General features: G+C 62.9%; 22 protein-coding genes and 5 pseudogenes. 9 read left to right on the top strand and 18 right to left on the bottom strand.

What is annotated here, in order from left to right; translation table 11 throughout:
* Window positions 1-10 precede the first annotated feature (10 nt).
* Window positions 11-1,549 (bottom strand): IS21 family transposase, encoded by a 1,539-nt coding sequence (gene istA / locus ACD578_RS29560; RefSeq protein ID WP_404294516.1) that lies wholly within the window; start codon window positions 1,547-1,549, stop codon window positions 11-13.
* A gap of 196 nt (window positions 1,550-1,745) precedes the next feature.
* Here istA (ACD578_RS29560) and ACD578_RS29555 point away from each other — a divergent pair.
* From ACD578_RS29555 to istB, 3 genes and pseudogenes are all read left to right on the top strand, one after another.
* A pseudogene (locus tag ACD578_RS29555) lies at window positions 1,746-2,146 on the top strand (transposase); the annotation flags it as partial.
* A 334-nt stretch (window positions 2,147-2,480) separates the two neighbouring features.
* Window positions 2,481-3,978 (top strand): annotated as a pseudogene (gene istA, locus ACD578_RS29550) (IS21 family transposase).
* Complete coding sequence (istB, locus tag ACD578_RS29545) at window positions 3,959-4,765, top strand: IS21-like element helper ATPase IstB (protein WP_404294392.1); 807 nt, start codon at window positions 3,959-3,961, stop codon at window positions 4,763-4,765. The pseudogene istA (ACD578_RS29550) and the gene istB overlap by 20 nt, the downstream one beginning before the upstream one ends.
* Here the strand turns inward: istB and ACD578_RS29540 are convergent.
* Window positions 4,757-5,227 (bottom strand): transposase, encoded by a 471-nt coding sequence (locus ACD578_RS29540; RefSeq protein ID WP_404295540.1) that lies wholly within the window; start codon window positions 5,225-5,227, stop codon window positions 4,757-4,759. The genes istB and ACD578_RS29540 overlap by 9 nt on opposite strands.
* Before the next feature lie 134 nt (window positions 5,228-5,361).
* Here ACD578_RS29540 and ACD578_RS29535 point away from each other — a divergent pair, with 134 nt between their 5' ends.
* On the top strand, window positions 5,362-6,381 hold the full coding sequence (locus tag ACD578_RS29535; protein WP_404294514.1) for an IS110 family transposase: 1,020 nt from the start codon (window positions 5,362-5,364) through the stop codon (window positions 6,379-6,381).
* 319 nt (window positions 6,382-6,700) lie between these two features.
* Here ACD578_RS29535 and ACD578_RS29530 read toward each other — a convergent pair whose 3' ends face one another.
* From ACD578_RS29530 to ACD578_RS29500, 7 genes are all read right to left on the bottom strand, one after another.
* Entirely contained in the window at window positions 6,701-7,705 is a 1,005-nt protein-coding gene (locus tag ACD578_RS29530) for a zinc ribbon domain-containing protein (protein ID WP_404294513.1), read from the bottom strand.
* A gap of 12 nt (window positions 7,706-7,717) precedes the next feature.
* A complete protein-coding gene (locus ACD578_RS29525; RefSeq protein WP_404294511.1) occupies window positions 7,718-8,374 on the bottom strand; it encodes a recombinase family protein in 657 nt (218 codons plus the stop codon).
* A gap of 256 nt (window positions 8,375-8,630) precedes the next feature.
* On the bottom strand, window positions 8,631-8,867 hold the full coding sequence (locus ACD578_RS29520) for a transposase (protein ID WP_404294510.1): 237 nt from the start codon (window positions 8,865-8,867) through the stop codon (window positions 8,631-8,633).
* A gap of 160 nt (window positions 8,868-9,027) precedes the next feature.
* Window positions 9,028-9,255 (bottom strand): hypothetical protein, encoded by a 228-nt coding sequence (locus tag ACD578_RS29515; protein WP_404294457.1) that lies wholly within the window; start codon window positions 9,253-9,255, stop codon window positions 9,028-9,030.
* 26 nt (window positions 9,256-9,281) lie between these two features.
* Window positions 9,282-10,481, bottom strand: coding sequence for an IS91 family transposase (locus ACD578_RS29510; RefSeq protein WP_404294455.1), 1,200 nt, complete (start codon window positions 10,479-10,481; stop codon window positions 9,282-9,284).
* Between the two features lie 12 nt (window positions 10,482-10,493).
* On the bottom strand, window positions 10,494-11,354 hold the full coding sequence (locus tag ACD578_RS29505; RefSeq protein WP_404294452.1) for a tyrosine-type recombinase/integrase: 861 nt from the start codon (window positions 11,352-11,354) through the stop codon (window positions 10,494-10,496).
* A gap of 325 nt (window positions 11,355-11,679) precedes the next feature.
* The gene (locus ACD578_RS29500) at window positions 11,680-13,020 is read right to left on the bottom strand and encodes an IS1380 family transposase (RefSeq protein WP_404294490.1); all 1,341 of its coding nucleotides are present in this window, start codon (window positions 13,018-13,020) and stop codon (window positions 11,680-11,682) included.
* A gap of 134 nt (window positions 13,021-13,154) precedes the next feature.
* Here ACD578_RS29500 and ACD578_RS29495 point away from each other — a divergent pair, with 134 nt between their 5' ends.
* Complete coding sequence (locus ACD578_RS29495) at window positions 13,155-13,577, top strand: cupin domain-containing protein (RefSeq protein ID WP_404294509.1); 423 nt, start codon at window positions 13,155-13,157, stop codon at window positions 13,575-13,577.
* A gap of 76 nt (window positions 13,578-13,653) precedes the next feature.
* On the opposite strand, the gene ACD578_RS29490 is transcribed toward ACD578_RS29495, so the two are convergent.
* The 5 genes and pseudogenes from ACD578_RS29490 to ACD578_RS29470 form a co-directional block, all read right to left on the bottom strand.
* Complete coding sequence (locus tag ACD578_RS29490) at window positions 13,654-14,619, bottom strand: IS5 family transposase (protein ID WP_404294507.1); 966 nt, start codon at window positions 14,617-14,619, stop codon at window positions 13,654-13,656.
* Window positions 14,620-14,959: 340 nt separating this feature from the next.
* Window positions 14,960-15,739 (bottom strand): annotated as a pseudogene (locus tag ACD578_RS29485) (IS110 family transposase); the annotation flags it as partial.
* 305 nt (window positions 15,740-16,044) lie between these two features.
* Entirely contained in the window at window positions 16,045-17,214 is a 1,170-nt protein-coding gene (locus ACD578_RS29480) for an IS110 family transposase (protein ID WP_404294505.1), read from the bottom strand.
* Window positions 17,215-17,293: 79 nt separating this feature from the next.
* Window positions 17,294-17,554, bottom strand: a pseudogene (locus tag ACD578_RS29475) (IS110 family transposase); the annotation flags it as partial.
* Between the two features lie 843 nt (window positions 17,555-18,397).
* Window positions 18,398-18,568, bottom strand: coding sequence for a hypothetical protein (locus ACD578_RS29470; protein WP_404294503.1), 171 nt, complete (start codon window positions 18,566-18,568; stop codon window positions 18,398-18,400).
* 339 nt (window positions 18,569-18,907) lie between these two features.
* Between ACD578_RS29470 and ACD578_RS29465 the strand changes: the two genes are divergently transcribed.
* Together ACD578_RS29465 and ACD578_RS29460 are read left to right on the top strand one after the other, a co-directional pair.
* Window positions 18,908-19,693, top strand: coding sequence for a sigma-70 family RNA polymerase sigma factor (locus ACD578_RS29465; RefSeq protein WP_404294501.1), 786 nt, complete (start codon window positions 18,908-18,910; stop codon window positions 19,691-19,693).
* Between the two features lie 144 nt (window positions 19,694-19,837).
* On the top strand, window positions 19,838-20,476 hold the full coding sequence (locus tag ACD578_RS29460) for an anti-sigma factor family protein (protein ID WP_404294500.1): 639 nt from the start codon (window positions 19,838-19,840) through the stop codon (window positions 20,474-20,476).
* Between the two features lie 175 nt (window positions 20,477-20,651).
* Here the strand turns inward: ACD578_RS29460 and ACD578_RS29455 are convergent, their stop codons facing one another.
* From ACD578_RS29455 to ACD578_RS29440, 4 genes and pseudogenes are all read right to left on the bottom strand, one after another.
* Window positions 20,652-21,086, bottom strand: coding sequence for a DoxX family protein (locus ACD578_RS29455; protein ID WP_404294498.1), 435 nt, complete (start codon window positions 21,084-21,086; stop codon window positions 20,652-20,654).
* A gap of 70 nt (window positions 21,087-21,156) precedes the next feature.
* Window positions 21,157-21,612 carry a tetratricopeptide repeat protein gene (locus ACD578_RS29450; protein WP_404294496.1) on the bottom strand — a complete coding sequence of 152 codons (456 nt, stop codon included), beginning with the start codon at window positions 21,610-21,612 and terminating at the stop codon, window positions 21,157-21,159.
* Window positions 21,613-21,633: 21 nt separating this feature from the next.
* Window positions 21,634-22,605, bottom strand: coding sequence for an MBL fold metallo-hydrolase (locus ACD578_RS29445; RefSeq protein WP_404294495.1), 972 nt, complete (start codon window positions 22,603-22,605; stop codon window positions 21,634-21,636).
* 531 nt (window positions 22,606-23,136) lie between these two features.
* Window positions 23,137-23,466 (bottom strand): annotated as a pseudogene (locus tag ACD578_RS29440) (SDR family oxidoreductase); the annotation flags it as partial.
* A 141-nt stretch (window positions 23,467-23,607) separates the two neighbouring features.
* Between ACD578_RS29440 and ACD578_RS29435 the strand changes: the two are divergent.
* Both ACD578_RS29435 and ACD578_RS29430 read left to right on the top strand, forming a co-directional pair.
* On the top strand, window positions 23,608-24,024 hold the full coding sequence (locus ACD578_RS29435; RefSeq protein ID WP_404294493.1) for a helix-turn-helix domain-containing protein: 417 nt from the start codon (window positions 23,608-23,610) through the stop codon (window positions 24,022-24,024).
* Window positions 24,002-24,571: an IS630 family transposase gene (locus ACD578_RS29430; protein WP_404294492.1), complete on the top strand. Its 570-nt coding sequence runs from the start codon at window positions 24,002-24,004 to the stop codon at window positions 24,569-24,571. Before ACD578_RS29435 ends, ACD578_RS29430 begins: the two co-directional genes overlap by 23 nt.
* Window positions 24,572-24,583 lie beyond the last annotated feature (12 nt).

Genomic DNA, 24,583 nt, shown 5'->3' with positions numbered 1-24,583 from the left:
GATCTCCTGATCAGTGATAGTAGCCGGGGCCGCGGATGTTGGCGTGGACGAGCACCGGCGCGTCCTGCGCCGGCTCAGAGGCCTTGTGCGTGCCGCTCTTCAGAATGGTGGCAACCGAGGTGTAGGACCGGGTGTTGATCGCCAGAGCCTGCGCGCAGGCCGCATCGACCTGCTCGGCCCCATAGCGCTTGACCAGCCCGAGAATGCCGATCGCCGAGCGGAAGCCCTGCTCGGGATGCGGCCGGGAGCGCAAGATGACGTCGATCAAGGTGGCCGCGTCGGCTCCGACCTTGCCCGCCTCGCGGCGGATGCGCTCATGCGTCCAGTCGCGGTAGCGCCGATGCGAACTCGGCATGTGCTCGGCCACCGTGCTCGGCCGATGCGGACGATGGGACCGCACATGCGAGGCCACGCGCTTGCCGCGCCAGAAGACTTCGACGCTGGTCGCCGTGATCCGCGCCTCGACCTCCTGCCGAACGAGGCTGTGCGGCACGCTGTAGTAATGCTTGGCGATCTCGATGTGATAATCGAGACCGACGCGGCAGCGCTTCCATTCTGCATACTCGTAAGGTTCGGCCGGCAACGGCAGGAGCGCCGGGCGGTCGAGCGTCTCGAACAGCTCGCGCCGGCTGCGGCCCCAACCGCGCAAGGGCCGCTCATTCAAGTCATGCAGCAGATCGTGGATTGCCGCGTTGAGCGCCGGCAGCGAGAAGAAGCGGCGGTTGCGCAGGCGGGCCAGGATCCAGCGCCCGACCACCTGAACGCCGACCTCAACCTTCGCCTTGTCGCGCGGCTTGTAGGGCCGGGCCGGCACGATGGCGGTGCCGTAGTGGCGTGCCGCGTCGGCATAGGTGCGATTGACCATCGGCTCGTGGAAGCAAGCCTTGGTGATCCCGGCCTTGAGATTGTCGCTGACCGTCTGGCGGGTGGCGCCGCCCAGGAAGGCGAAGGTGCGCACATGCGAGCCGATCCAGTCCGGCAGGCTCTGGGTGAAGCTGGCCTCGGCATAGGTGTAGTTGGAGGCCCCGAGCACGGCGACGAAGATCTGGACCGGGCGGACCTCGCCGGTGAGCCCGTCGATCACCTCCATGGTGTGGCCGGAATAGTCGACGAACAGCCTCTCGCCGGCGACGTGGACCTGCCGCAGGGTGGGCTTGAGCCGGCCCGCCCAGTCCTTGTAGTGCTCGCAGAACCAGGAATAGCTGAAGGCCTCGGGCGTGCTGTCGCAGTATTCCTCCCACAGGAGCATGAGGGTGACGCCCGGCCGGCGCAGTTCGCGATGGACCAGGGTCCAATCGGGCTGGCTGCGTTGCTCGGTGGGCAGATCAGAAGCGGGCGGATAAAGCCGGTTCTCCAGCAGGCTATCGTCATCGAACTCGGGCGGCAGCGGCCAGGTCAGGCCGGCGCGTCGGGCGCGGTTGATGTATTTGCTGATGGTGCCCTGGGCCAGTCCCAGGCTGGCAGCGGTGGCGCGCTGGGAGAGCCCGACACCGTGGTGCAGGCGTAAGACTTCACGGATGTGGCGCATCGACAGTCTCTCGGTGGGCATCTTGGTCCTCGGCTGGGAAGCAAAGGCCAAGAGTACCGTGGGTTGCGGACTGCCGGCGGCAAGCACCTCTTCACGGCCTCAGAGACTGATCACGATCGCTGGAACGGGCGATCACGGCCCTCTGGAAACCATGATCACGCCGCCCTGGAATGGATGATCACGATCATCTGGAAGCCATGATCACGATCGTCTCGAACGCGCACGGGTGGCTGATGGACCGGCGGTTCAGTTGCGCGGGCATGCCGCCCAGCACCTGCCAGGCGACGAGATGTGGTTGGTGGGTGAGCATCGCTCGTCGGGGGAGCGCAAGTACTACCTGTCCAACCTGCCGCCCGACACGCCATTGAAGCAATTAGCGTCTCTCATCAAGGCGCGCTGGGTGTGCGAGCAGGCGCATCAGCAGTTGAAAGAGGAGCTTGGGCTCGATCACTTCGAGGGCCGCTCTTGGCAGGGTCTCCATCGGCATGCGCTGCTGACGCTGATCGCCTATCTGTTCCTGCAGCATCTGCGGCTGCGGGCAGCCAAAGGGGGAAAAAGAAAAGCCAGCGGACCACCGCCGCAACCCAGCCTGCCGGCCATTCGGCGCCTGCTGCTTGATCATCTGGCACACGCCATGCGCCTGCGATGTCCGTTCTGTCGGGCGCGCTTCACCCTCGGCTCACTGATGAAAGTGCCAAAGTAGTGCTAGGTCGTGTGGACGGATTTGATAAGGATGAAGCTCAAAGCAAGCGCGACGAAGGAGCCGTAGTTCTCGTCCGTTAAGGCGCGGCGATCAGGGTGGAAGTTGAGCGGCGATCAGGATCAGAGGTGACGGTGCGATCCTCAGGACCGCACCGTCTGGCCGTCGCGGCCGACCGGATAAGGATGGGAGTTCTTCACGACCAAATGAGGAACCCAGCCTTTGCCCGGCCGCCACATCACCGACTGCCAAATGAGACTGTACATGACGCTCCGTCACACCAACACCATCCCGATCGCCGCTGCCAAAGCCGGCTTCAGCCCCTCTACCGGCTACCGCCTCGCCAAAGACCCGCGTCTGCCCTCCCAGAAGAAAGCCCCGCGCGGGCGCCGGCGTCCCGACCCGCTCGCGAGCGTCTGGGACAGCGAGATCGTTCCTCTGCTCCAAGCCGCCCCGAGCCTGCGCCCTGTTGCTCTCTTCGAGGAGATCATCCGCCGCCATCCCGAGCTCGGCCCCGGCATCCGCCGCACCCTCGAGCGTCGCGTCCGTGCCTGGCGCGCCCTGCACGGCCCCGAGCAGGAGGTCATCTTCCGCCAGGTGCATGAGCCCGGACGCATGGGCCTGTCCGATTTCACCGACATGGCCGATCTTTCCGTCACCATCGCCGGCCAGCCGCTCGATCACCGGCTCTATCACTTCCGGCTCGCCTATTCCGGCTTCGAGCATGCCCACGTGGTGCTCGGCGGCGAGAGCTATGTCGCGCTGGCCGAGGGGCTGCAGAACGCCCTCTGGGCCCTGGGTGGTGCTCCCCGCGAGCACCGCAGCGACAGCCTCTCGGCTGCCTTCCGCAACCTGGATCGCGACGCCCGTGAGGACCTGACCCGGCGCTACGATGCCCTGTGCGCCCATTACGGCATGGAGCCGAGCCGCAACAACACGGGCATCGCCCACGAGAACGGGTCCATCGAGAGCGTGCACGGCCACCTCAAGAAGGGAATCGAAGACGCTCTGCTGCTGCGCGGCGCACGCGACTTCACCGATCTTTGTGCCTACCGCCGCTTCATCGACGAGGTGATCGGACGCCGCAATGCCCGGCTGATCCCGCGCATTGAGGTCGAGCGCGCCGTCCTCCAGGAACTGCCGGACCGGCGCACCGCCGATTACGAGGATGCCATCGTCACCGTGACCTCCACCAGCGGCTTTGTCCTGCGCAAGGTGTTCTACAGCGTGCCCTCGCGCCTGATCGGCCACCGGCTGCGCGTGAGGCTGTTTGACGATCGCCTCGAGGTCTATCTCGGCGGCACGCACCAGTTCACGCTGCCGCGCGGGCGGGCTCATCCCAATGGCCGGCACGGGCATGTGGTCGATTACCGGCATGTGATCCACTCGCTCAGACGCAAGCCCATGGCCCTGATGGGGCTGGTCTACCGCGATCAGCTCTTTCCCCGCCAAGCCTACGCCCGTGCCTTCGAGGCGATGTGCGCCAAACTGCCGGCCCGGGTTGCCTGCCGCACCATGGTGGATCTGCTCGCCCTGGCGCATGAGCGCGCCTGCGAAGCCGAACTTGCCGAGCGCCTCGACGAGGATCTGAAGGCCGGCCGGCTGCCGGATCTCAAGAGCTTGCGCGCCCGCTTCAGTCCGGATGCGGATGCCGTGCCCGCCATCACGGTCTCCTATGCGCCGCTCAGCGCCTACGAGGAACTCACCCGCGGCCATCAGGGAGAGGTCGCATGACGAGCCCCGATATTGATGCCGGTCGCCTGACCCTGGCGCTCAACGACCTGCGGCTGCCGGCGATCAAGACGATCTGGCCGGACTTCGCCGCCCGCGCCGACAAGGAGGGCTGGCCGGCGGCCCGCTTCCTGGCGGCTCTGGCCGAATACGAGATGGCCGAGCGCGCCAGCCGGCGCATCCAGCGCCATCTCGACGAGGCGCGCCTGCCGCCCGGCAAGACCCTCGACAGCTTCGACTTCTCCGCGGTGCCGATGATCAGCAAGGCCCAGGTGGTGGCGCTGGCAGCCGGCGACAGCTGGCTGGAGAAGGGCGCCAATCTGTTGATGTTCGGCCCGCCGGGCGGGGGCAAATCGCACCTGGCGGCCGCGCTGGGCCTGGCCCTGGTCGAGAACGGCTGGCGGGTGCTGTTCACCCGCACCACCGATCTGGTGCAGAAGCTGCAGAGCGCGCGGCGGGATCTACAGCTCGAGGCGGCGATTGCCAAACTCGACAAGTACCATCTGCTGATCCTGGATGACCTCGCCTATGTCAGCAAAGATCAGGCGGAAACCAGCGTGATCTTTGAACTCATCGGCGCCCGCTACGAGCGTCGCTCGCTGCTGATTACGGCCAATCAGCCCTTTGGAGCCTGGAACTCGGTCTTTCCGGATCAGGCGATGACGCTCGCCGCGGTGGATCGCTTGGTGCACCACGCGACGATCTTCGAGATGAATGTGGAGAGCTACCGCCGCAGAGAAGCCCTTGAGCGTAAGCGCGGACCGGGGCGTCCGCCGACGCGCGCAACAATCAGGACCTCATCCTGATTGTCGCTCGCAGCGACAATCAACAAAGCGCTTGCATCTGTGTCGTGGCGCGACAATCATCGTCCGGCCGCGACAGCAAATTACAAGCCTGATCGCCGCGCTCCTCCATTCCAGATCGTCGCGCAATACGTCCGTTTTCTCGCAGCGTAAAGCAACGCGCTTGAACCGCTTGAGTTTGCCTATGGTCTGCTCGATGCGAGCCCGCCCACGATAAAGCGCTTTGGGAAAGTACTTTGGCTTGTCCTTGGTGGTCGTCCGATACGGAATGGCCGGGCAGATGCCGCGGGCACGGGCCGCCTGTCGGTTAGCCTTAGAGTCATAGCCCTTGTCGCCCACGGCCGCTCGCGGCGTGATCTCAGGCCCGAGGTCGAGCAGCGTCTCAAAGTGCAGACTGTCGCTAGCCTCACCGGCAGTCAGGCAAAAGCCGAGCGGATCGCCATCCCAGTCGGTCTTGAGGTGGATCTTGGTCGAGAACCCGCCGCGGGAGCGGCCCAGAGCCTGTCGGTTCTGCCCCCTTTATGGATGGCCCGCCCCTTACCCGAGCCGATCCGCTGTAAGCTGGCGGTATAGCTCAGACGAGGGAAAGGAATGAAGCCATGAAGATTGCGGTGCTTGGAGTTGACCTGGGCAAGAACAGCTGCAGCCTGGTCGGTCTGGATCAAAATGGTCAGGTCGTCGTGCGCCGGCGTATGCGGCGGGAGACGGTGATTGCTTTCGCGTCCAGGCGGCCAGCCTGCATCATCGCCATGGAAGCCTGCTGTGGCGCCCATCACATGGGGCGATTACTCGCCGCGCAAGGACACACAATTCGACTGATGTCACCGGAATACGTGCGCCCCTATGTGAAGGCACAGAAGAATGATGACCGTGACGCTGACGCCATCGCAGAAGCCGCCACACGCCCGACCATGCGCTTTGTCGAATTGAAGTCAGAAGCCCAACTCGACATGCAAACCCTTCACCGTGTGCGCGATCGCCTCGTTGCGGAGCGAACCTCGCTGATGAACCAGATCAGGAGCGTGCTTCTGGAGCGAGGATACGTCGTGCCGCAGGGGCGGGCCAAGCTCGCCAGTCGGCTGACTGAGATCGTAGCCGACCCGGCATGCACGCTGAGTCTTCGCATGCGCCACCTCATCGCCGATATGCGGGAGCGGTGGGAACTGCTTGACCAGCGGATTGCAGCTCTCGACGAGGAGTTCCATCAGCACTGCCGCAGCAATGACCAGGCCCGGCGGCTGACCGGCATCCCGGGCATTGGCTCGCTGAATGCCACAGCCCTCGTGGCGGCTGTCGGGGATGCCCGCACTTTCGCCCGCGGTCGCGACCTGGCTGCCTGGCTTGGTCTGGTTCCACGCCAAGCCACCACGGGTGGCAAGCCCCGGCTTCTGGGGATCAGCAAACGAGGCAGCAAGTATCTGCGCAAGATGCTGATCCAGGGAGCTCGAGCGGCCCTGCCGACGCTCAGAAACACGAACACGCGGCTCGGTGTGTGGCTGAGGGGGCTGCTCGCGCGGGCACATCCCAACACCGCCGTGGTGGCACTTGCGACCAAAATGGCCCGGATTGTCTGGGCGCTCCTGCGGCATGAGCGCTCGTACCAAGCCGCAGTGGCTTAAGCAGGAACTGGCTGGCGCGGATCGCGCTGGCTGACGAAGTCCGCGGGTGGTGAGAGGAAGATGGCCTGACAGTCGACCGGTGGCCTGGAACCCTATGGCGCAAAATGGCACTCGATGCCGGCCCCTTTATGAGGACCAGGACGCGCGGATCTCCATCTTGGCCAACAGCTCAGCTGAAAGGCCGGATACGTTTGTGCAGACTGCTCAAGTCAGCCGAGACAAACCACTTGCCGACGGGGCGGGCCATACGTTTGCGCCTGCGGCCGAGACATGGGCGCGCACGATGGCGGAGTCAAACATCTGCACCAGATGCGCTGTGTCACTCAGCGCCGCCAAGGCGTCGAAGAAGGCCTCGAACACGCCCGTCCGGCTCAAGCGCCAAAAGCGTTTCCAGATAGTCTGCCCGCAATCGACAAAACGCCTCGCGTTCGCCATCTGGACCGGTTGGGAACGCGTAATGGATCTCGACTTGATCATCGGTCACGACCACGCGGTCGACGAGCAATTCGAGAAGGCGACGCTTTCGATCAAAGTCGGCCTTGGCCAGGCCGTCACAGACGCGGTGACAAAAAGCTTCAGCATTGGCAGCAAGCTGCGCAATCTCCCCGCGACAGAGAGCCTCCTGAGTGAGCTCCTGCTCCTGCCGCTCTAACGTCAGAAGACGGCTCTCGGCCTCGCGGCGACGGCGCTCGAACTCCGGCAGTCCGATGACGCCCGCTAGATAGGCACTCGTCAGACGCTCGATCTGCTCGCTCAGGCTGCGCCGCCCACGATGCAGGTTGTGCCGCCGGGCTTGCCACTCCTGCGGCAGCCACTGACCACCCCGGGCGCGCTCCATGGCATGGCTGAGGATCTCGGGATGTAACACCACCTCACACAGATCGCCCCAGACCAGATCCTCAAGTTGCCGGGCGGGAATGTAGCGGGTCGAACATCTCTCGCCGGAGAGGAGCAGACGTGGCTGTCCTTTGGTTTGGCATCGGTAATAGGCATAGTCCGGGGGCGAATGCCGCCCCTGGCAGCCATGCCCGCACCGCCCGCAGCTGACCAAGCCGCGCAGGAGATACTGATGGGCTCTGTTGTTCCGCTGCGCCATCTGGCGATTATAGATCAATCGTCCTGCCACGCAGTCGAATTGCTCTTGCGTCACGATGGCCGGCACCGAGGCCACTGCAATCCAGTCTGCGGGGTCGGTCTTGTGGCACGTCCCGCCCGCCGGATGGGCCGGGAGCAGGGCTGAGCGCCGCTTGTGACAGGGACCGAAGCGCTTCCGGTTCGCGAACACCTGACCGGTATAGGTTGGATTGGTCAGCAGGCAGCGCAACGCCGACGGGCTTCAAGTCGGGTGACCTAAGGGAGAGGGAATGCCAAGCTGGGTCAGACGCCGAACCAGGCCGATGATCGTGGTCCCGTCGACATACCAGGCGAAGATGTCCCGGACGACGGCGGCTTGGGCAGCGTTGAGGCGCACCCCGGCGGGATTGCGAGGGTGCTCTGGATCAAGCTCATAGCCGTACGGCGCCGTGGTCCATGGCAAGAGTGTCCCGGCCCGCAGCCGGCGTAACCGACCGCGTCGCATGCGCTCCGCAATCAGGGTGCGCTCATACTCGGCCACGGCGCCGCGGATCTGGAGGAGGAGTTGATCGTGCGGATCCTGGCTCATCGGGCGGTCGAGGAAGTCGACCTGGGCCCCATACTTTTGCAGCTCTTCAACCAACAGCACCTGATGCACATAGTTGCGCGCCAGACGATCCGGAGCTGTGATCAGGATCCGGTCGAGTTTGGCATTGGCGGCAGCCTCGCGCAGGGCATCGAGCCCCGGACGGTGCAGGTTGGCGCCACTGTAGCCATCGTCTCGAAAGACATGCTCGAGAGGCAGATCCTCGCCATGGGTCAGAGCATGGGCACGCAGCCGTTCGATCTGCTGCTCAATCGACTGACTCTGGACCTGACGCAGGGTTGAGACGCGCACGTAAGCGGCTAGGATCGGCATGGCGGCTCTCCTGTGCTGGTGGTTCGCCCCCCGTGCCGTCGTGACTGGGTCTGGGTGCTTGGCTGTCCGCCAGGAGAAGCTGGAAGGCCTTGTCCCAGCGTCGCAGGGCGTCCGGGTTCTCGGCCCAGCACCGTTGGATTGTCCATGGAGGTTGGTTCATGGTCCCCTCCGCGAGGGCGGAATTCCTCGGGAGGAGAACTGCTATGGGCCGGGTGACGACTGCGGGCTGCGAGCGGGATGTGGCTCGCCGTCAGAGTCAACTGACCGGGGCGGCTGAGACAAAATTTGTCGTTTGTGAATCGCCCATCCAGATTGAGTTCCAGTTGCCGAAGCATGGAGGCAGGGCTCGCCAAGTGATGTTGTGAACCGTGAAATAATGCAGGGCCTCCAGGAAGCGGCGGTCATTGCGGCCCTTGGCGCCGCGCCGGGAACACGAGGCGGCAAACACCCGCAGCACCGTCGCCCAGTCGTCCTCTGTCATTCCCGTCAGCATGGTCGTGCCTCCTGAAGCCGACCGCCATGAATCATCGCCCGACTGATTTGGGAATCTGGAGGGTTCTGTGAGGTCCGGTCGCGACGGAACGTGTGAAGGCCCTCATCCGGAAGGACCTCATTGAAGCCGGATTGAGCGAAGCCGCGAGACGGGGATGGCGCTATGGGGATTGTAGGCTGGTTGGTGAGGTGAGGTGCTCGACGAGGGCCGGACGGACCGCATGTGGAACGCGATCCGTGTGCCCGATGGTGCCGACGGCGACGGCCCGGTGCCGATGATCGCGTTGAATACGGCCGGCCCGGTCACCGGAGAGCACCCGGATCTTTCCCGCTCCGGGACGGGGTGCAAACAGATGCAGGCCGGCGCACATGGCAGTCGGCTCGGTCATTGCCATGCTGCAAGCGGTTGATCCTCTCATGAACTGTCGCTCCAGACGGGACGGCGAGGCACCTCCCCACATCGCCAGATGCCGAACGTGACCATCTGTCGGCCGCACCAGGAGCACCGGCTGGCCGGAGTTGCGGCGGGCCGATCATGCGTGGTGTCGGCGGCGCTCTCTTGCGCCGTGATGGTCAGCAGTCTGCGACACAGTTCCAGCTTTTGGGCGCGATGGCCATTCGCGAGAAAGCCGTAATGTCGGATGCGGTGGAAGCCGTCCGGCAGGGTGTGCAGCAGGAAGCGCCGGATGAACTCGTGGGCATCGAGCGTCATGACCTTGACCTTGCCGCGATGACGATAGTCCTTCCAGCGGAACGAGACCCTGCCGTCGGCCATACGGACAAGCCGAGAATTGGCGATGGCGACGCGATGGGTGTAGCGGCCGAGATAGGTCAGCATCTGCCCGGGGCCACCGAAGGGCGGTTTGGCGTAGACGATCCATTCGACATGACAGACCTCTGCCAGCCGGCGGCGGAACGCGGCGGGCGCCATCAGTCCGGCGAGGTCGCCAAAGAAGCTCAGATTGCCCGCGTCATAGGCGGCTTGCAGGTCCTGTAGAAACAGCCGACGAAACAGACGCGATAGGACCCGCACGGGCAGGAAGAAGCCGGGCCGGCACGCAATCCACTGCGCGGCCCCGGATCGACGCCCGAAGCCGGTAGGCGGCAGGCCGCCGCCCGGCACGATGCAATGGACATGCGGATGATAATGCAGGTTCTGGCCCCAACTGTGCAGGACCGCGACGAGTCCAATCTCCGCCCCCAGATGTTTGGGGTCAGCGGCGATGGTGAGCAACGTCTCAGCCGCGGCCTTGAACAGGATGGAATAGACGGCGGCCTTGTTCTGAAACGCGATGCCGGCCATCGGCGCCGGCAGCGTGAAGACCACGTGGAAATAGGGAACCGGCAGGAGGTCACCCTGCCGCGCCGCGAGCCAATCCCGACAGGCCTGTCCTTGGCACTTCGGGCAATGCCGGTTGCGGCAGGAATTGTAGGAGACGCGGATTGTCCTGCATGATGGGCATCCCTCCAGATGGCCCCCGAGAGCGGCTGTCCGGCACAGCTCGATCGCGCTCATCGTGCGGCGCTCGACCCGCCCGAGATGCCCCTCCTGGGCCTGCCGATAGGCCTCGCCGTGGCGACGCATGATGTCCGCCACCTCCAGTCTTGCCGACATGACGACGCCGGCTCAGTTTGGGGGAACAACCTCCAGCCTCAGACGGTCGAGCGGGCTCTGCGTGCGGCGAATAAGGCCGTTCGAGACCTTCGTGTAGCGTGCCGTGCTCGACAGATTGTTGTGACCGAGCAAAACCTGGATGATGCGAATGTCGGTTCCGTTCTCGAGCAAATGTGTGGCGAAGCTGTGCCGCAGCGTGTGGACCGTCACGCGTTTGTCGATGCCGGCGGCGATACAGGCCGAGCGGCATGCCGCATAGAGAACCTGCACATCGATTGGCGCGGTTGCGTCACGACCGGGAAACAGCCAGTCGTTGGGCTTTGCCAGCCGCCAATAGACCCGGAGGATGCGCAGAAGCTGCGCCGACAGCATGACGTATCGGTCCTTGCCGCCCTTGCCGTGCGCGATCAGGATGACACCGCGTTCGCTGTCGATGTCGCCGACCTTCAGGCCGACGGTCTCGGAGGCACGGAGGCCCGCCGCATAGGCCGTGGTCAGCGCGGTGCGCGTCTTCAGGCTGGGCACCGCCTCCAGGAACCGGACAACCTCATCCGCGCTCAGCACCACGGGCAGCTTGCGGGGCAAGCGCGCATAGGCAATCCGTTCCGGAATCTCGGCATGGCCCAGTGTCACGCCGTAAAAGAACCGCAGCGCGCAGACCGTCTGGTTCAGCGCCGACCATGAGATCCCCTTCGCCACCAGATGCACCTGGAAGGCGCGGACATCTTCCAGGCCAAGCCGAGCCGGGGACCGGCCGAAATAGCGCGAAAACTTCGCTACCGCGTGGATGTAGGATCGTTGCGTGGCGGGCGACAGATTGCGGACCGTCATGTCCTCGATCATGCGACGGCGCAGAGGGCTCATCTCGACCATCTTGATCTCCTGTTCCGGGATTGCGCTTCACCAGCCGCAACCCTTCAAAACAGAAGCATCATCCGCATCCCCGGGCACCAAATGCCGCGTCAGCGGCTTCGTTCAATCCACTCACCCATTACTGATCTCAATTCGTCCACACGGCCTAGCCCGGTTAATTCACGGCGCCCCATCTGAGATTGGCTGTACGAGCCTTACTGGTAAAGTTGACCGGATTTCAGGCATGTCCCCACCACCTCCAGGCGTTCTGCTTGGCGGATGAGGGCGGCGGGTTTGCAGGTGGACGGGACAGGGCTCGGGTCAGGGGGCGTGCGCGCCCCGTTCCTCAGGTGACGAGGCGCGGAATGCGGCCAAGAACCACCCGCAGGATCGTCTGATCGGGGCAGGCGCTCGGCAGGTGCAGCCGGATCTGGGTCTTCCGTTCAACCACCCGGGCGGCAATCTTGATCAGGCGCAGGCGCAAGGTGTCAAATTGCGCGATGCGCCAGAGCGAGCGCTTCGGCATCATCGCGCGCAGGCCCCACATCAGCCAATAGGCGCCCGCGTGCAGGAACAGCCGGAACTGGTTTGCCGTCGCTTTGGTGCACGACGTGCGGTCGGCCGCCAGATGGGCTTTCCAGGCCTTGATGTGATTTTCCGCTATGCCGCGCCGACAGTAGATCCGCTCATAGAGCGTTCTGGCTTTGCCGCCGGCAAGATTGGTGACGATGAACCGGGTGTCGCTGCCCTGCTCGCCCGCTTCGACACGGGCGATGATGCGCTCGACCCGGCTCCAACTCTCGGCACCGTCAAAGAACTCCGTGAAGCGCCGCACCTTGCCTTGCAGGGGAGCCGCGGCAAAGCGCGCCTTGGCGCTCGCCTCCAGGCCAGCGATATGCCGGCGCAGGGTCGAGGTCGAGGCCACTCCGAGGATGAAGTCAACGCCGTTGGCTCGGCACCAATCAATCACCAGCGGACCGCAGTAATGGCTGTCAGCCCGGATCAGGATGCGGGTGGTGGGCCAGTGGGTTCGGATCGCCCGGATGAGCCGGCGCAGATGAGCCCGGATCTCGGTGCCCTTGGGCCGCTTGGCCGGCCGCAGCACGGCGGTGATGAAGCGTCCTTCACCGTCGAACACGACCATGGGCTGAAAGCCGTATTCGTCGTAATGAGCATTGAACAGGCGCAGTTGCTGATCGCCGTGAACGGCATCGAAGGTGTCGTCGAGGTCGAGCACGATCTGCTTCGGCACCTGTCGGAATGAGGCGCAGTACAGATCGATCATCGTGCGTCCCATGCGCACCAGCGAGCGCGCATCGGGCACATTCTCCAAGCGTGAGAGCGTGGGCTGTGAGGCGAGATGGCGATCCGATGGCAGCACGTCCTGCGCCATCTTAAAGATTGGATCGGCGCGCAAGCTCGTGGCGTCGTTGCAATCCTCATAACCAGCAGCGATCATCAACAGCCGGAAGCGGATCAGATCGGCCAAGCGATGAACGACCTGATCCTGAGAGCGTGGGTCATCGATGCACGCGGCGAGCCGCTCGGCGACACCCAAACGCTTCTCCACCTCGCGCAGGGCGAGAAGGCCAGCATCAGACGACAGCAATCCGCCATCGAACCGAGCCACAACGGTTTTGCCGCCAACAGGTGACAGGCCCGGCAGTGGAAGCGTAGAATGGTTCATGGCGGGTGGGTTCTCCCAGAAATGAGGCGGATCGGATTCAACAACCAAATCCTAAGTCATCTCAGGGCCTTGAGCTACACCCGCCAACCCTCCATGAATTTTCGGGGTTAGTTTCGGATCAGATGAGCCCATCGGTGAATACGCTTAGCGCAATCCTGGATGCGTTAGGAACGACATTGCTGGGCTTCTTTTCAACAATTGCTGGTCGTTCACCTTATTCACCATTCTATTCGGCAGATGATCTTGTAGAAATCGGCAATAAAAGCTCAGTTTCTTATCGAATGATAGGCATAAATCATCCTAACAGGGACATTTTGATGCTGCATGAGACTTATGCCATTGGCGCAAAAACTGGTGGCGGGTGCTCGCATGCTGCGCAGGAGGCAGGCATAGTGATAGAAGGAGATGTGGAGGTCACAGTTGGAGCAGAGGTTCGTGTTCTGAATAAAGGCGATGCTTACTACTTTGACAGCCGAGTGCCTCATAGTTTTCGCAATGTCGCCAACCAGAAGAGTCAAATCATCAGCACAGTCTCGGTGCCGTCGCGAGTTGTGTAGAAATTCGGGTGGCACGATCTCCTGCTTTGTTGCATGGACCGGATTGTGCACACGTCGCGTGCATCCATAGCCGACTTCAAGCGATGCGGACGGACTTCGGACGTCCAAGTTCGAGCATCTTGTTCAAGGCTGCAACGGCGATGGTGACCTCGGTGATACGACGCCGATCCGCTCGCGAACGCAACGCATTCCCGATCACTCGTTTGAGCCGGCTGATGGCGGTCTCCACCAAAGCTCGCCAATTGTACCCTGACCACTTCTGCCAGCCGATGCGTCCATGCTCCGCGATGCTTTGGAGATGCCGTTCGCGCTGGGTCGGAGTGGTCTCCCCGTCCTCGCTGAACACCGCCGTCGATCGGGGCGGGATGATCACCTCAGCCTCAGGATGCCGTTCCGTAACGGTGGCGTAGATGCCAGCCTGATCGTAGGCGCCATCACCAGTGAATGAGGCGAGTGAATCGGTGATCTGGTCAAGCAGAGGCTCGACCTGCGAGCCATCATCGACATCATTGGACGTCAACTCTGATGCAAGGATCTGCCCGGTATCGGCATCGATGCCGATGTGCAACTTTCGCCAGGAGCGGCGCCTGCAGGTGCCGTGTTTCTCGGCCAGCCACTCGCCGGGTCCACACAGCCGCAGGCCCGTGCTGTCGACCAGCAGGTGAACAGGCTCGCCGTGTGAAACTGGTCTTGGAACCTCCAGAGCTTCGGCGCGACGGCTCAGGGTGGAGTGATCTGGGACAGCGAGATCAAGGCCAAGGAGGCGAAGGATTGAGCCGATCAGCCCCTCAGTTTGGCGGAGCGCCAGCCGGAACACCACTCGCAGCGTCAGGGCTGTTCGGATCGCCAGGGCCGAGTAGTGAGGCTGACCGCCTCGTGTGGTGCGGGGCTCGGCCCGCCAGGCTGTGATTGCTTCCTCTGAGAACCAGATCGTGAGACTTCCCCGCTGGCGCAGGGCCGTGTCGTACTCCGCCCAGTTCGTCACCCGATGCCGCTGCTTGGGGATGCGATGATGGCGAGCGGCATTGGCCTTGAACGGCACGTTAGAGATCCGGGATCAGGAGGGTCCAGCCCTCCTATGCCCTCCAGCTCCGGCTGCCAAATCGCCGATCCGTGCAACGTGTGTGGACGCCCGTGGTGACGCAAGAAGAATCTTCTGGAGAGGTGGAGCGCGTCGGCGAGTGCTGCCATGTGTACGGCCTCATCTGCGGCCATTCACATGCCACGGGCCCGGATGGAGTTCGCGGATCAGGTCCAATTCAAAGCGGCGCGCTCGAGGCGCGTTGTTGCACACTGGTTTTCCTGATCCCGTCTCATCGACCGTTGCGCCATCCCTCTCCTTCGACGTTCCTCCGCTCCAACAGCCTCACAGACGCGAGCGCTTATGCGCTCACGGCCGGAACTCGGTCGATCCCGCCTTTGGCCATCAAAGCCCAGATGACGCGAGCCATCGTGTTGGCCAGCGCCACCCGCACCAGCATCGGCGGCTTGCGGGCCAGCATGCGCGCAAGCCACGAGCCTGCTGGAGCTCCGTTGCGAGCCGCCCAGCGTAAGACGCCGCTGGCGCCGAGGATCAGCAGGCGGCGCAGCGTCCGTTCGCCCATCTTCGAGGTAGCGCCGAGCTTCTGCTTGCCGCCCGTCGAATGCGGCAAGGGCGTGAGCCCGACCCAGGCGGCAAAGTCCCGTCCGCGCTTGAAGGTCTCAGCCGGTGGTGCGAGTGCCGCCAGGGCAGTGACGGGTCCCACTCCGGGAATGGTCATCCGTCGCCGCGCAGTCTTATCCTCCTTGGCCCGCTGAGCAATCTCGCGGTCGAGCCCAGCAATCCTGTCATCCAGCGCCTGCAGCATTTCGATCAGGCCTTGAAGGATCGGTCGGGCGAGCTCCGGGATCGGCTCGGCCCCGTCCTCGACAGCCCGTACCAGTTGAGGAACGTGAGCCGGGCCTTTCGCCACCACGATGCCGAACTTGGTCAGATGTCCCCGCAGGGCATTGATGATCTGGGTGCGCTGCTTCACGAGGAGATCGCGCGCCCGGAACACGACAGCGGCCGCTTGGGCCTGCTCGCTTTTTGGCACCACGAAGCGCATGGTTGGGCGCTGAGCCGCCTCGCAGATCGCCTCCGCATCAGCGGAATCGTTCTTCTGGCGCTTGACGAAAGGCTCACATGAGGAGCATCTGATCAAGGTCGAATTGCTTCAGTTCATTCAGTTCTCCCTGACGATTGCGGCTCACAGGTCCGAGCCCGTCCTTCAAGCACGTTTTTGCACCACGCGCTCAAGCTCACATACGGTCGCCGCTCGCAGCGGCTGCACCACCATCCCGCATTCTGCGGGCAGGGCTCGGGAGGACGCGACCATTCTTAACTACGGCTGGTCAGGCCATACCTTTACCGCGGTTCGTCCACCCGGATCCGCCAAGGCTGATCAGGCCTTGGGGACAGTGATGAGAGTTCTGTGCGCGGGCAGGATCAAGCGGTCTTCAGGGCTGCTCCTTCAATGACCACGCCGTGGTTCACGTACTTCCAGATCGCCACGAGCAACTTCCTCGCCAGCGCGACGATCGTGACCTTCTTCATCCGCCCGCCCAGGCGGTGCACGCGATCATGATACCACCGCGCAAGGGCCGATCCCGGCTGATGCCGTAGCCAGAGCCACGCCATCTCGACCAGGATGGCGCGCAGGCGCGGATTGCCAGCTTTCGATACGCCCTGCTCGTGATCGATCGTGCCGCTCTTCCAGGGCGTCGGCGCCAAGCCCGCATAGGCTGCCACCTGCCGCCGGTTGTCAAAGTGCCGGAACAGGCCTTCCGACCACAGCGCACCCGCAAACCCGGATCCGATCCCCTTGAGGCCGAGCAGCATCTGAACCGCCTTTGAGGGCACCTCCGCCGTTTGCGCCGCGGCCAGAAGAGCATCGCGTTCGACCTTCACGGCCGCGATCTGCCGATCCAGCAGCTCGATGATCTCGAGTTCACGTCGTGCCAGGGCTTTGAGATGCGGCGGCAAGGCACGTCCGTCGCCGGTGCGCAGCTCGTCGAGTCTTGCCTGCCGGTCCGGACGCCGCGGGTCATAATCGGCAATGCCCTGCGAGAAGAACAGCCCCCTCAGCCTGTTGACATGCCGGACTCGTTCGCTGACGAGGGTCTTCAGCTCACGGCAGAGGCGCCGCTGATCCTCTTCGTCCGGGGTCGGCACGCGGACCATGGCGCAGACGCGCGGCTCGCCGCGCTTGTAGGCCAGCAAGGTCCGCACCAGAGCCTCGCCATCAATCCGGTCGGTCTTGGCGCGGCGATGCCGGCGTGAGACGGCGATCGAGGCGGGATCCACGACATGGCTTTCAATCCCTTCGCTCTCCAGCACGCGATGAATCCAGAACCCATCCAGCCCCGCCTCCTGGATCACCACGATCCGGGCGAGCTGGCCCGTGCGGGCGTGCGCCTTGCGTTGCAGCTCTGTGAAGCGGCTCAGCAGCCCAGCCAGATCCCCGCCTGGCACTTGATGACGCGACATCCTCTGGGTCCCGCCCGGCAACAAGGCCGTCACGAGCCAGACGGCGCGACTGAGTTCCAGAGAAACAACGATGGCAGCTTGGTCCGAGGAAGTGTTGCGGGTAGTCGACGTGGGGTTGGTCGCTTGCATGGCCTATCGCCTCCAGGAAGAAAGAGTTGGCGTTCCTACTCTCGCAGAGAGCCGGTCGCCGCTCACCTCCTCATGGCATCTTCACGTACTGGGCCGGGATCAGACGCACGTCATGACCGAGGTCCTGGAGCTGGCGGCCGATGTGATGGGACCCGGAGCAGGCCTCCATGCCGATCAGGCAGGGTGGGATGTTGGCCAGGCGCTGCGTGAGCTGGGGCTGGGAGAGCTTGAGGCGCAGCACGATGGCACCGCGCTGATCCTGGCCGACGAGGTGGAAGCTGTTCTTGCCCAGATCGATGCCCAGGGTGGCAATGGCGGCAGAGGCAGAAGACCGTGACATGGGACGTGCTCCTTGCGTGGCTCGAAGCCCCACAGCTTACGGGCAAGCGGGGCAGAAGCACGGCCGGACCATCCCATTAGCCGACCTTTCGCGAGCGTGCATCAGAGCGATCATAGCCAAGCCAGCTCCAAGGCGGTGCTCAGAACGCCATCTGCTGCCGCTAAGAGCGCAAGAGCGACCAGAAGGCCTGGAATAAACATGCCTGCCCGGTTGGGACGGGTGGCACTCATCCATTGCGGCAATGGAGCTGCCTCCTCGTGAGCATGGTGCAGTTCTCGCGGGCACTCGACCACTGGCCTCCCGGGCACGGCGGGTATGTGATGCATAGCAGCGCCGCGGGAGTTGCGACTCGGCCGAATCGAGACAACTTCGAACGAGATTGCACGCACCAAATAGGCTCCGCTCCGGACGCGCTCTTGCTCACCAGCACCAATGCCTGCGGAATTGAGGAGCCCTGCATTGTGAGGCGGCAAGCCGTACCTGGCCCTGCAAAACCAGCCCACTCTCTTGGTCGTCATTGTCATACTCCTACAATGAAGATAGGTCGCCAAAACACCCTTCAACCCGAACGGCGGGGCTACCGCAGGTGCTCTGTTGTTACGCTGCATGCCGCTGATCGTCGGATCCCACCTCGGTTACCGCCGGTAGATCATGGCTCGCGGCAATCAGCTCCCGGATGATCTCCAACGCGGCGGTCGGGCTCGGTTGAGCGAGGACGATGTCACCTTGTTGAGACGGCCGGGCCTGTCGTGCGGCGATCACAACTGGGCGTGTTGTGTAGGTGTCATGATACTCGTCGGCCGGTATCCAGCCGTCGATCAGGATGGGCAGATTGGCCCGGGTCTAGAGCCACTCGATGGGGTGCTGCCAATCCCGCAACGTCAAAAATGCATGCTCGCCCGTGTCCGCTGTGATCACCTCGTACCCTGCGGCCCGCAGCCATCGGGAGAGGGTTTCGCGGAAGATCGGATTGTTGTCGGCAACAAGAATTCGATCACGACGGTTCGTGTCCATGATGGCCTCCCGGGCACGTCCCCGTCCCTTGGATAGACTTGTGCCACTCAGTGCGAGGCGCTGTTGTCCCGCCTCACCTATCTCGAGACCGATGCGATCCGCCTGTTATTCCCGCAGGACGCTTGGTGCGAGAGGGTCGCATCCCTCTGAGTGCTCCATCGCACGTGCCGGGAGACGAGTTGCAGATTTCTGCAGCCGGCTGGGAATAAGTCTGGGTGGCGTCCAGTCTGGATAAAGCAGCGCAGCATCAACGCCTGATTGACGGGAGTGCTGTCAGCCGAACCCTCTGGAACTCCTGAGCAACCATAATCCGTCTCAGGTGCACAGGGATGTCTGGTCATGAGCGGCGACGCGATCACCTTCGAGCGCATGTCCCTTCTGCCAAGTAAGGTGACTGCGGTCTCCACCTCAGGTCCGCAGGCCTACGCTACCGGGAAGGTTGCAGGCTGGCCCAACGCATCCGGCTGTGTGACAGGCAAGCATGACGGGAGTACACTTCAGCAACGCGCGGAGGAACCTGTGCCGGCCTCCCTGTCGCCTGAAACGGTTGAGCAAGCCGATCTCGCCCGGCGCTTTCGCGACCTGATGCTTCCGCATCTGGATGCCGCTTACAACCTGGCGCGCTATTTGCTGCGGGACCCCGTTGCGGCCGAGGACGTCGCGCAGGATGCCTTCCTGCGGGCGTTCCGCGCCTTTGGTGGGTACAGGGGCGGTGATCCGAAGGCCTGGATCCTGGCGATCGTGCGAAACTGCTGTCACACCTGTGCGAAAGCCGTGGCGTCGGATCGAACGGTTCCGCTTGAAGGTACCGGAGCAAGTCAGGGAGATGATCCGGGCGATGCAGCGGAGCGCGCCGCCGGACTGGTCGATCCCGCGGATAGCCCCGAAACCGCCGTTGTCCGGCAGGACGAGATCGCCACCATGAGGGAGTTGATCGAGACCTTGCCCCTTCCGTTTCGGGAGACGCTGGTTTTGCGTGAACTCGAGGAACTCTCCTACCAGGAGATTGCCGAAACCACTGGAACGCCGATCGGGACCGTGATGTCCCGCCTCGCCCGGGCGCGCCAGCTACTCGCCAATGCTTGGCGCCGACGGACCGCAGACAGAGAGGAGATCCGGTCATGACGCTCCCCTGTTCTGACATGAAAGTTCTCCTGCATGGTCATCTGGACGGGGAACTAGATGCCGCCAACGCCTTCCAAGTCGAGGATCACCTGGAGAACCTGCCCAGCTTGCGCGGGCGAATATCAGCGCCTGCAGGAGCAGCGGGTGATCCTGCGTCAGGATCGTCTGCAGTATCGGGCACCCGACGCGTTACGGGCGCGGGTTCTGGAAGCTCTTGTGCCTGCCCCAGCCAGCCCGGTAGCGCCGACGACGGCCCGCTGGTGGCAGCGCCTGTGGCAAGGTCAGCACCTTGGCATTCCGGCTGCGGCGTTTGCGGCGGGTCTTGCCGTGGCTTTGATCGTGCCGCGTACATCGCCGGATCTGGAGCAAGAACTTGTCGCCGAACATGTCCGCTCCTTGATGGCAAACCACATTACGGACGTGACAACGTCCGACCGCCATACCGTGAAGCCCTGGTTTGATGGCCGGCTCGACTTCGCCCCTCCGATTGTTGATCTAGCCAGCGAGGGATTTGCGCTGACAGGGGGGCGCCTCGACTACATTGCCGGACGGGCAGTTGCGGCACTGGTGTACAAACGCCGCGAGCACGTGATCAACCTGTTCATCTGGCCGGCGGAGAAAAACTGGGTCAGTGCCGAGGGAGAGCAGTCCTCGGTGAACAACGGATACAACACGCGTCATTGGTCCGGCAGCGGTATGACCTTCTGGGCAGTTTCGGATCTGAATGCCGTCGAGCTGCAGGAGTTCATACATCGGCTTCAGGATCTGCTCGCCCGTCAATAGCCATTATTGGGCTGACTCGGGTAGTCTGACCGGCTCATGGAGGTCACCTTGATGGGGTGTCTCACAACGCCTTGACCGGAACGTCCAAGATCGGTCGCGCTGAGAAGCATAAAGAGCCGGCCCGTTCGGTATCGAAAGAAGTGGGTCTATGCCTTCTTTGGATATGGCGTATGCGTCACGGAGCCCATCCAAAGAGGCTCCGGTACTTGACAAGCCTGTCCAGCGACAGCGCTCCGGCTCCTGATGCAGTCAGGACGAACATGCCGCCCGCGATCGCAAGATCCTTCTCGAAATGCAAAAGCTCGTTTCGGATGGCGAAGTTGGAGTGGAACAGGAAAGCGGTTGCGAGGCAGAACAGGCCCAGGCTGAGGGATCCCAGGCGCGCGTGCCAGCCCGATGCCACCATTAAGCCCGACCCGAGCTGCAAGAGAATGGTGAGAACCAGGACATAAGGTGGAACGCCGATCTTGCTCATCGCCGAAGCAGCAGCCGTGAAGTCGAAGGAAAGTGCCACGGCCTCATGAAGAAAGATCAGGGCCAGCAGGAGCCGTCCCACGAGAAGAAGGAGATCGGTGGCGCTTGACGCAATGAGATCAAATGTCCGTGGCATCGCGATTTCCCAATGTTGATCATGGCAGAATGAGGTGGGCGATGATCTCGCCCACCCGCTAATCAACTTCTTATTTCCCCTCCAGCGCTTTCTCCAGGTCCTCGCGCTCCTCGCAGCCACCTGGACAGAGCTTGACCAACGCAGCGAGCTGTTCCCTGGCTTTGCCGATGTTCCCGGTCTCGACATACAGCTCGCCCAAATACTCGCGGGCCGGCCTGTAATCAGGCTGGAGCTGCAGCGCCTTGTTGTAGTAGGCGAGCGACGTTTCGAAGTCGCCTGTCTTGCGAAGGGTGTAGCCGAGGAGATTGTAGACATCCGCCTGCTGGGTGTCTTCAGCCAGCCCCCGCAGCTCTTCCAGCGCCGCGGAATAGTTTGCTGCCTTGATCTTGTCTCGCACGGAGCTCAGATCAACCGAGCTGACCGATGTGTCATCGTCGACTGCCAGGGCTGCAGTGCTCGTCAGGGCCGGCGTGAGCGCCATCGCACCCAGAAGAGCTAACGAAAAGAGAGAGACCTTATTCAACATGATCCGTCCTCACTTGCTGTATTAGATTTCAACAGGGGAGAAGGTATAGGCATTGCCATCCTTCATGAACGTACCAAGGCCAGGGAACGGGAAGTGGGCGCCGCAAATCATCATCCTGTCCGCAATGACACGGTCGACGATCTTGCGGCGGGTGATCACCGCCATCGGCCCATCCTGGTCATAGGCGCCCTGCCACTCCGGATGGGGCGCCAAGAGAGCCGGGACGTACATGGTGTCGTTCGACACCATCAGCTGGTCGCTGCCTGACGTCACCAGAAAGACAGAATGCCCGGGCGTATGGCCGAAAGCTTCAAGGATATGAATGCCAGGCGCGACCTCAGTGCCGTTTTCGACGAGCCTCCAATTGTTCCATGTCGGGAAGACATCGGCAATGCGCTTGCCGGCCTGGCGACGGCCTTCCGGCAGTTGCTCGACGCGGCCCGGCTCCGTCCAGAACCTGTACTCGGCACTGTTCACGACTAGTTCGGCCTCGGGGAACACGGCGTTGTCCGTACCCTTCTCCATCAGGCCCCATACGTGATCCGGGTGGAAATGAGAGATCAGGATCGTGCTGATCTGGCGACGATCGATGCCAGCCGCCTGCATGTTGGCCGGCAGGTGGGTGGCGTTGGCTTGCCACTGCCCGACACCGGATCCAGCATCGATCATAATGTGTTTGTCGCCAATCTTCAGAACCAATACCGTGAGCGGGATCGGCATGAAGTCGGTTGTAAGGCCTGCTCTGGCGAGTGCCGCCTTGATCTCATCGACGCTTACATCCTTGATGAAGGCTGGATCATGGGGCTTGCGCCAGATGCCGTCATAAACGGCGGTCGCCTCGATCGACCCGACCCTGTACTTGTAGAAGCCCTTCGTCGGCTCCACAGGCGTCTTTGCATGAGCGTTAGCAATCAGGGCCAATGGCTTCGGCAGCCCGAAAGCCGCTGCCATGGCCGCGCTGACCAGGACACCTCGGCGTGACAGGTTCAACATCACGGTTCTCCATCAATCGGTGGATCGAGGAGCAAGGTGGATGTCATTTCCGGTCACTGCTCCCTACCGGCAAGACCATGCCTCTTGCAGTTTTATTCCCGGGATGGAGAACTGTGTCGACTGCTTCATAGCCGGACACGATGCATCGGCAGATGCCATGCTCGCGAAGAGGGACGCGACCAGTTTGAACTCATGTCTGTAGGTTAATGGATATCGCGGGTGAATAGCCTGATAGAGACCTTCGATGAACGACCGGAAGCTGCAATGCTACCCCTAAGTAGCTGGAGTCAGCTTCGGGTTAAACTGAGCCGTTGGGCTTGGCCTTATGAAGGTCAGCTTACCCTGTGGCTAGGGAAGTTCGGCTTTCGCCTGCCTCGTGCCAGAAGCGGGCTTATCTTGAGACTGGATGAACATTCAAGAAGGTTCGCGCATGCTCTGCTTCTTCTGCTCGATAAGAAACCGAGCATGCCGAGTGAGAAGCCTTGTTGGCGCCGAAGCCGGACGGGTGAAGTCCGCCCGGCGTCAGGCCTGTTATCGAACTGTGTAACCACCATCAACAGGTAGAGCATGCCCAACAATGAAGCTGGAATAATCGCTGCAGAGCCAAAGTACGGCATCGGCGATTTCATGGGCCTTGCCGAGGCGAGCCATTGGAACTTCCTTCATGAGGTCTGCCATGGCTTCTGGCTGCGTCTCCAACATTCCCGAGACCATCGGCGTTTCGATGATGCCGGGGCACACGGCGTTGATCCGGAGTCCCTTGGGCGCGTATTCCAGACCTGCGCTCTTCGTTAGGCCGACCACGCCATGTTTGGAGGCGTGATAGATGCCGCGCTCAGCAATTCCGACGAGGCCACCTAAGTACAGCGTTGGAAGTTCTGTGGTATGTTGGCACGCGGGGGCAGCCGGGGGTCGGCCATGCGTCCCATTTGCCTGGATGCGCTCAGCCCAGAGCAGCTGAGCGAGCTTGATCAGCTCTATCACACCAGTCCTGATCCGCGGGTGCGCATTCGCGCCCTGATGATCCTACTCTCGGCCGAACGCCATCTGGTCGCGACTGAGATCGCCGCCATCGTGCGTCAGCACGAGGAGACGGTGCGGCGTTGGCTGGCGCGCTATGAGGCGGAAGGCCTGACCGGCCTGGCCGATGCCCCACGCGCGGGCACGCCGCCCAAGGTCACGCCCGCCTACCGGGCCCGTCTGTTGAAACTTGTGCGCCGACGCCCACGTGCCTTGGGTCTGCCGTTCTCCCTCTGGACCGCCGCCCGGCTGGCCGATCATCTGGCCGAGGAGACAGGCTTGCGCATGAGCGTACCGAGCGTGCAGCGGCTCCTGCGGGCGGGGGGCATGGCACTGAGCCGGCCGCAGCACACCATCACCAGTCCCGATCCCGACTATGCTGTCAAAAAAGACGGTTGAAGACGCTCGCGATGACCTGAAGCTCAATGCGGTGTTCTATTACGCTGACGAGTTCAACATCAGCTGGCATCCCACCCTGCGGGCGATGTGGAGCCCGAAAGGCCAGCAGGTGATGATCCCCACACCGATGCAGCCGAAGCGGCGCTATGGCCTTGGGGCGGTCAACTGGCACACCGGCGAGACTCTGGTCATCACGCGCCATCACAAGCGCCGACGGGAGGTGGCAGAATTTCTCCAGGCGCTGCTCGATCATCATACCGACAAGACCATGTATGTGGCGTGGGACAATGCAAGCACGCATGAGGACGAGGAGATCGAGGCGGTGCTGCGAGGCGCTGCGGGCCGTCTCGTGCTGCTGTATCTGCCCACCTACAGTCCATGGCTCAACCCAATCGAGATGCTCTGGCGCCAGTTCCGGCGCGAGGTCACGCACTGTGAGCTGTTCGACACCGTTCAGGACTTACTCACCGCCACCAGAGCTTTCTTCGACCGCTGCAACAGCTGTCCCGACAGAGTGCGCATCATTATCGGTGCTCATTCCATATGAGTTCCGACGCTG

The organism is Microvirga sp. RSM25 (assembly GCF_044784385.1).
Taxonomy (GTDB): domain Bacteria; phylum Pseudomonadota; class Alphaproteobacteria; order Rhizobiales; family Beijerinckiaceae; genus Microvirga; species Microvirga tunisiensis.
Note: the sequence above shows the minus strand (reverse complement) of the source record. Positions and strands in the feature narration are given on the sequence as shown.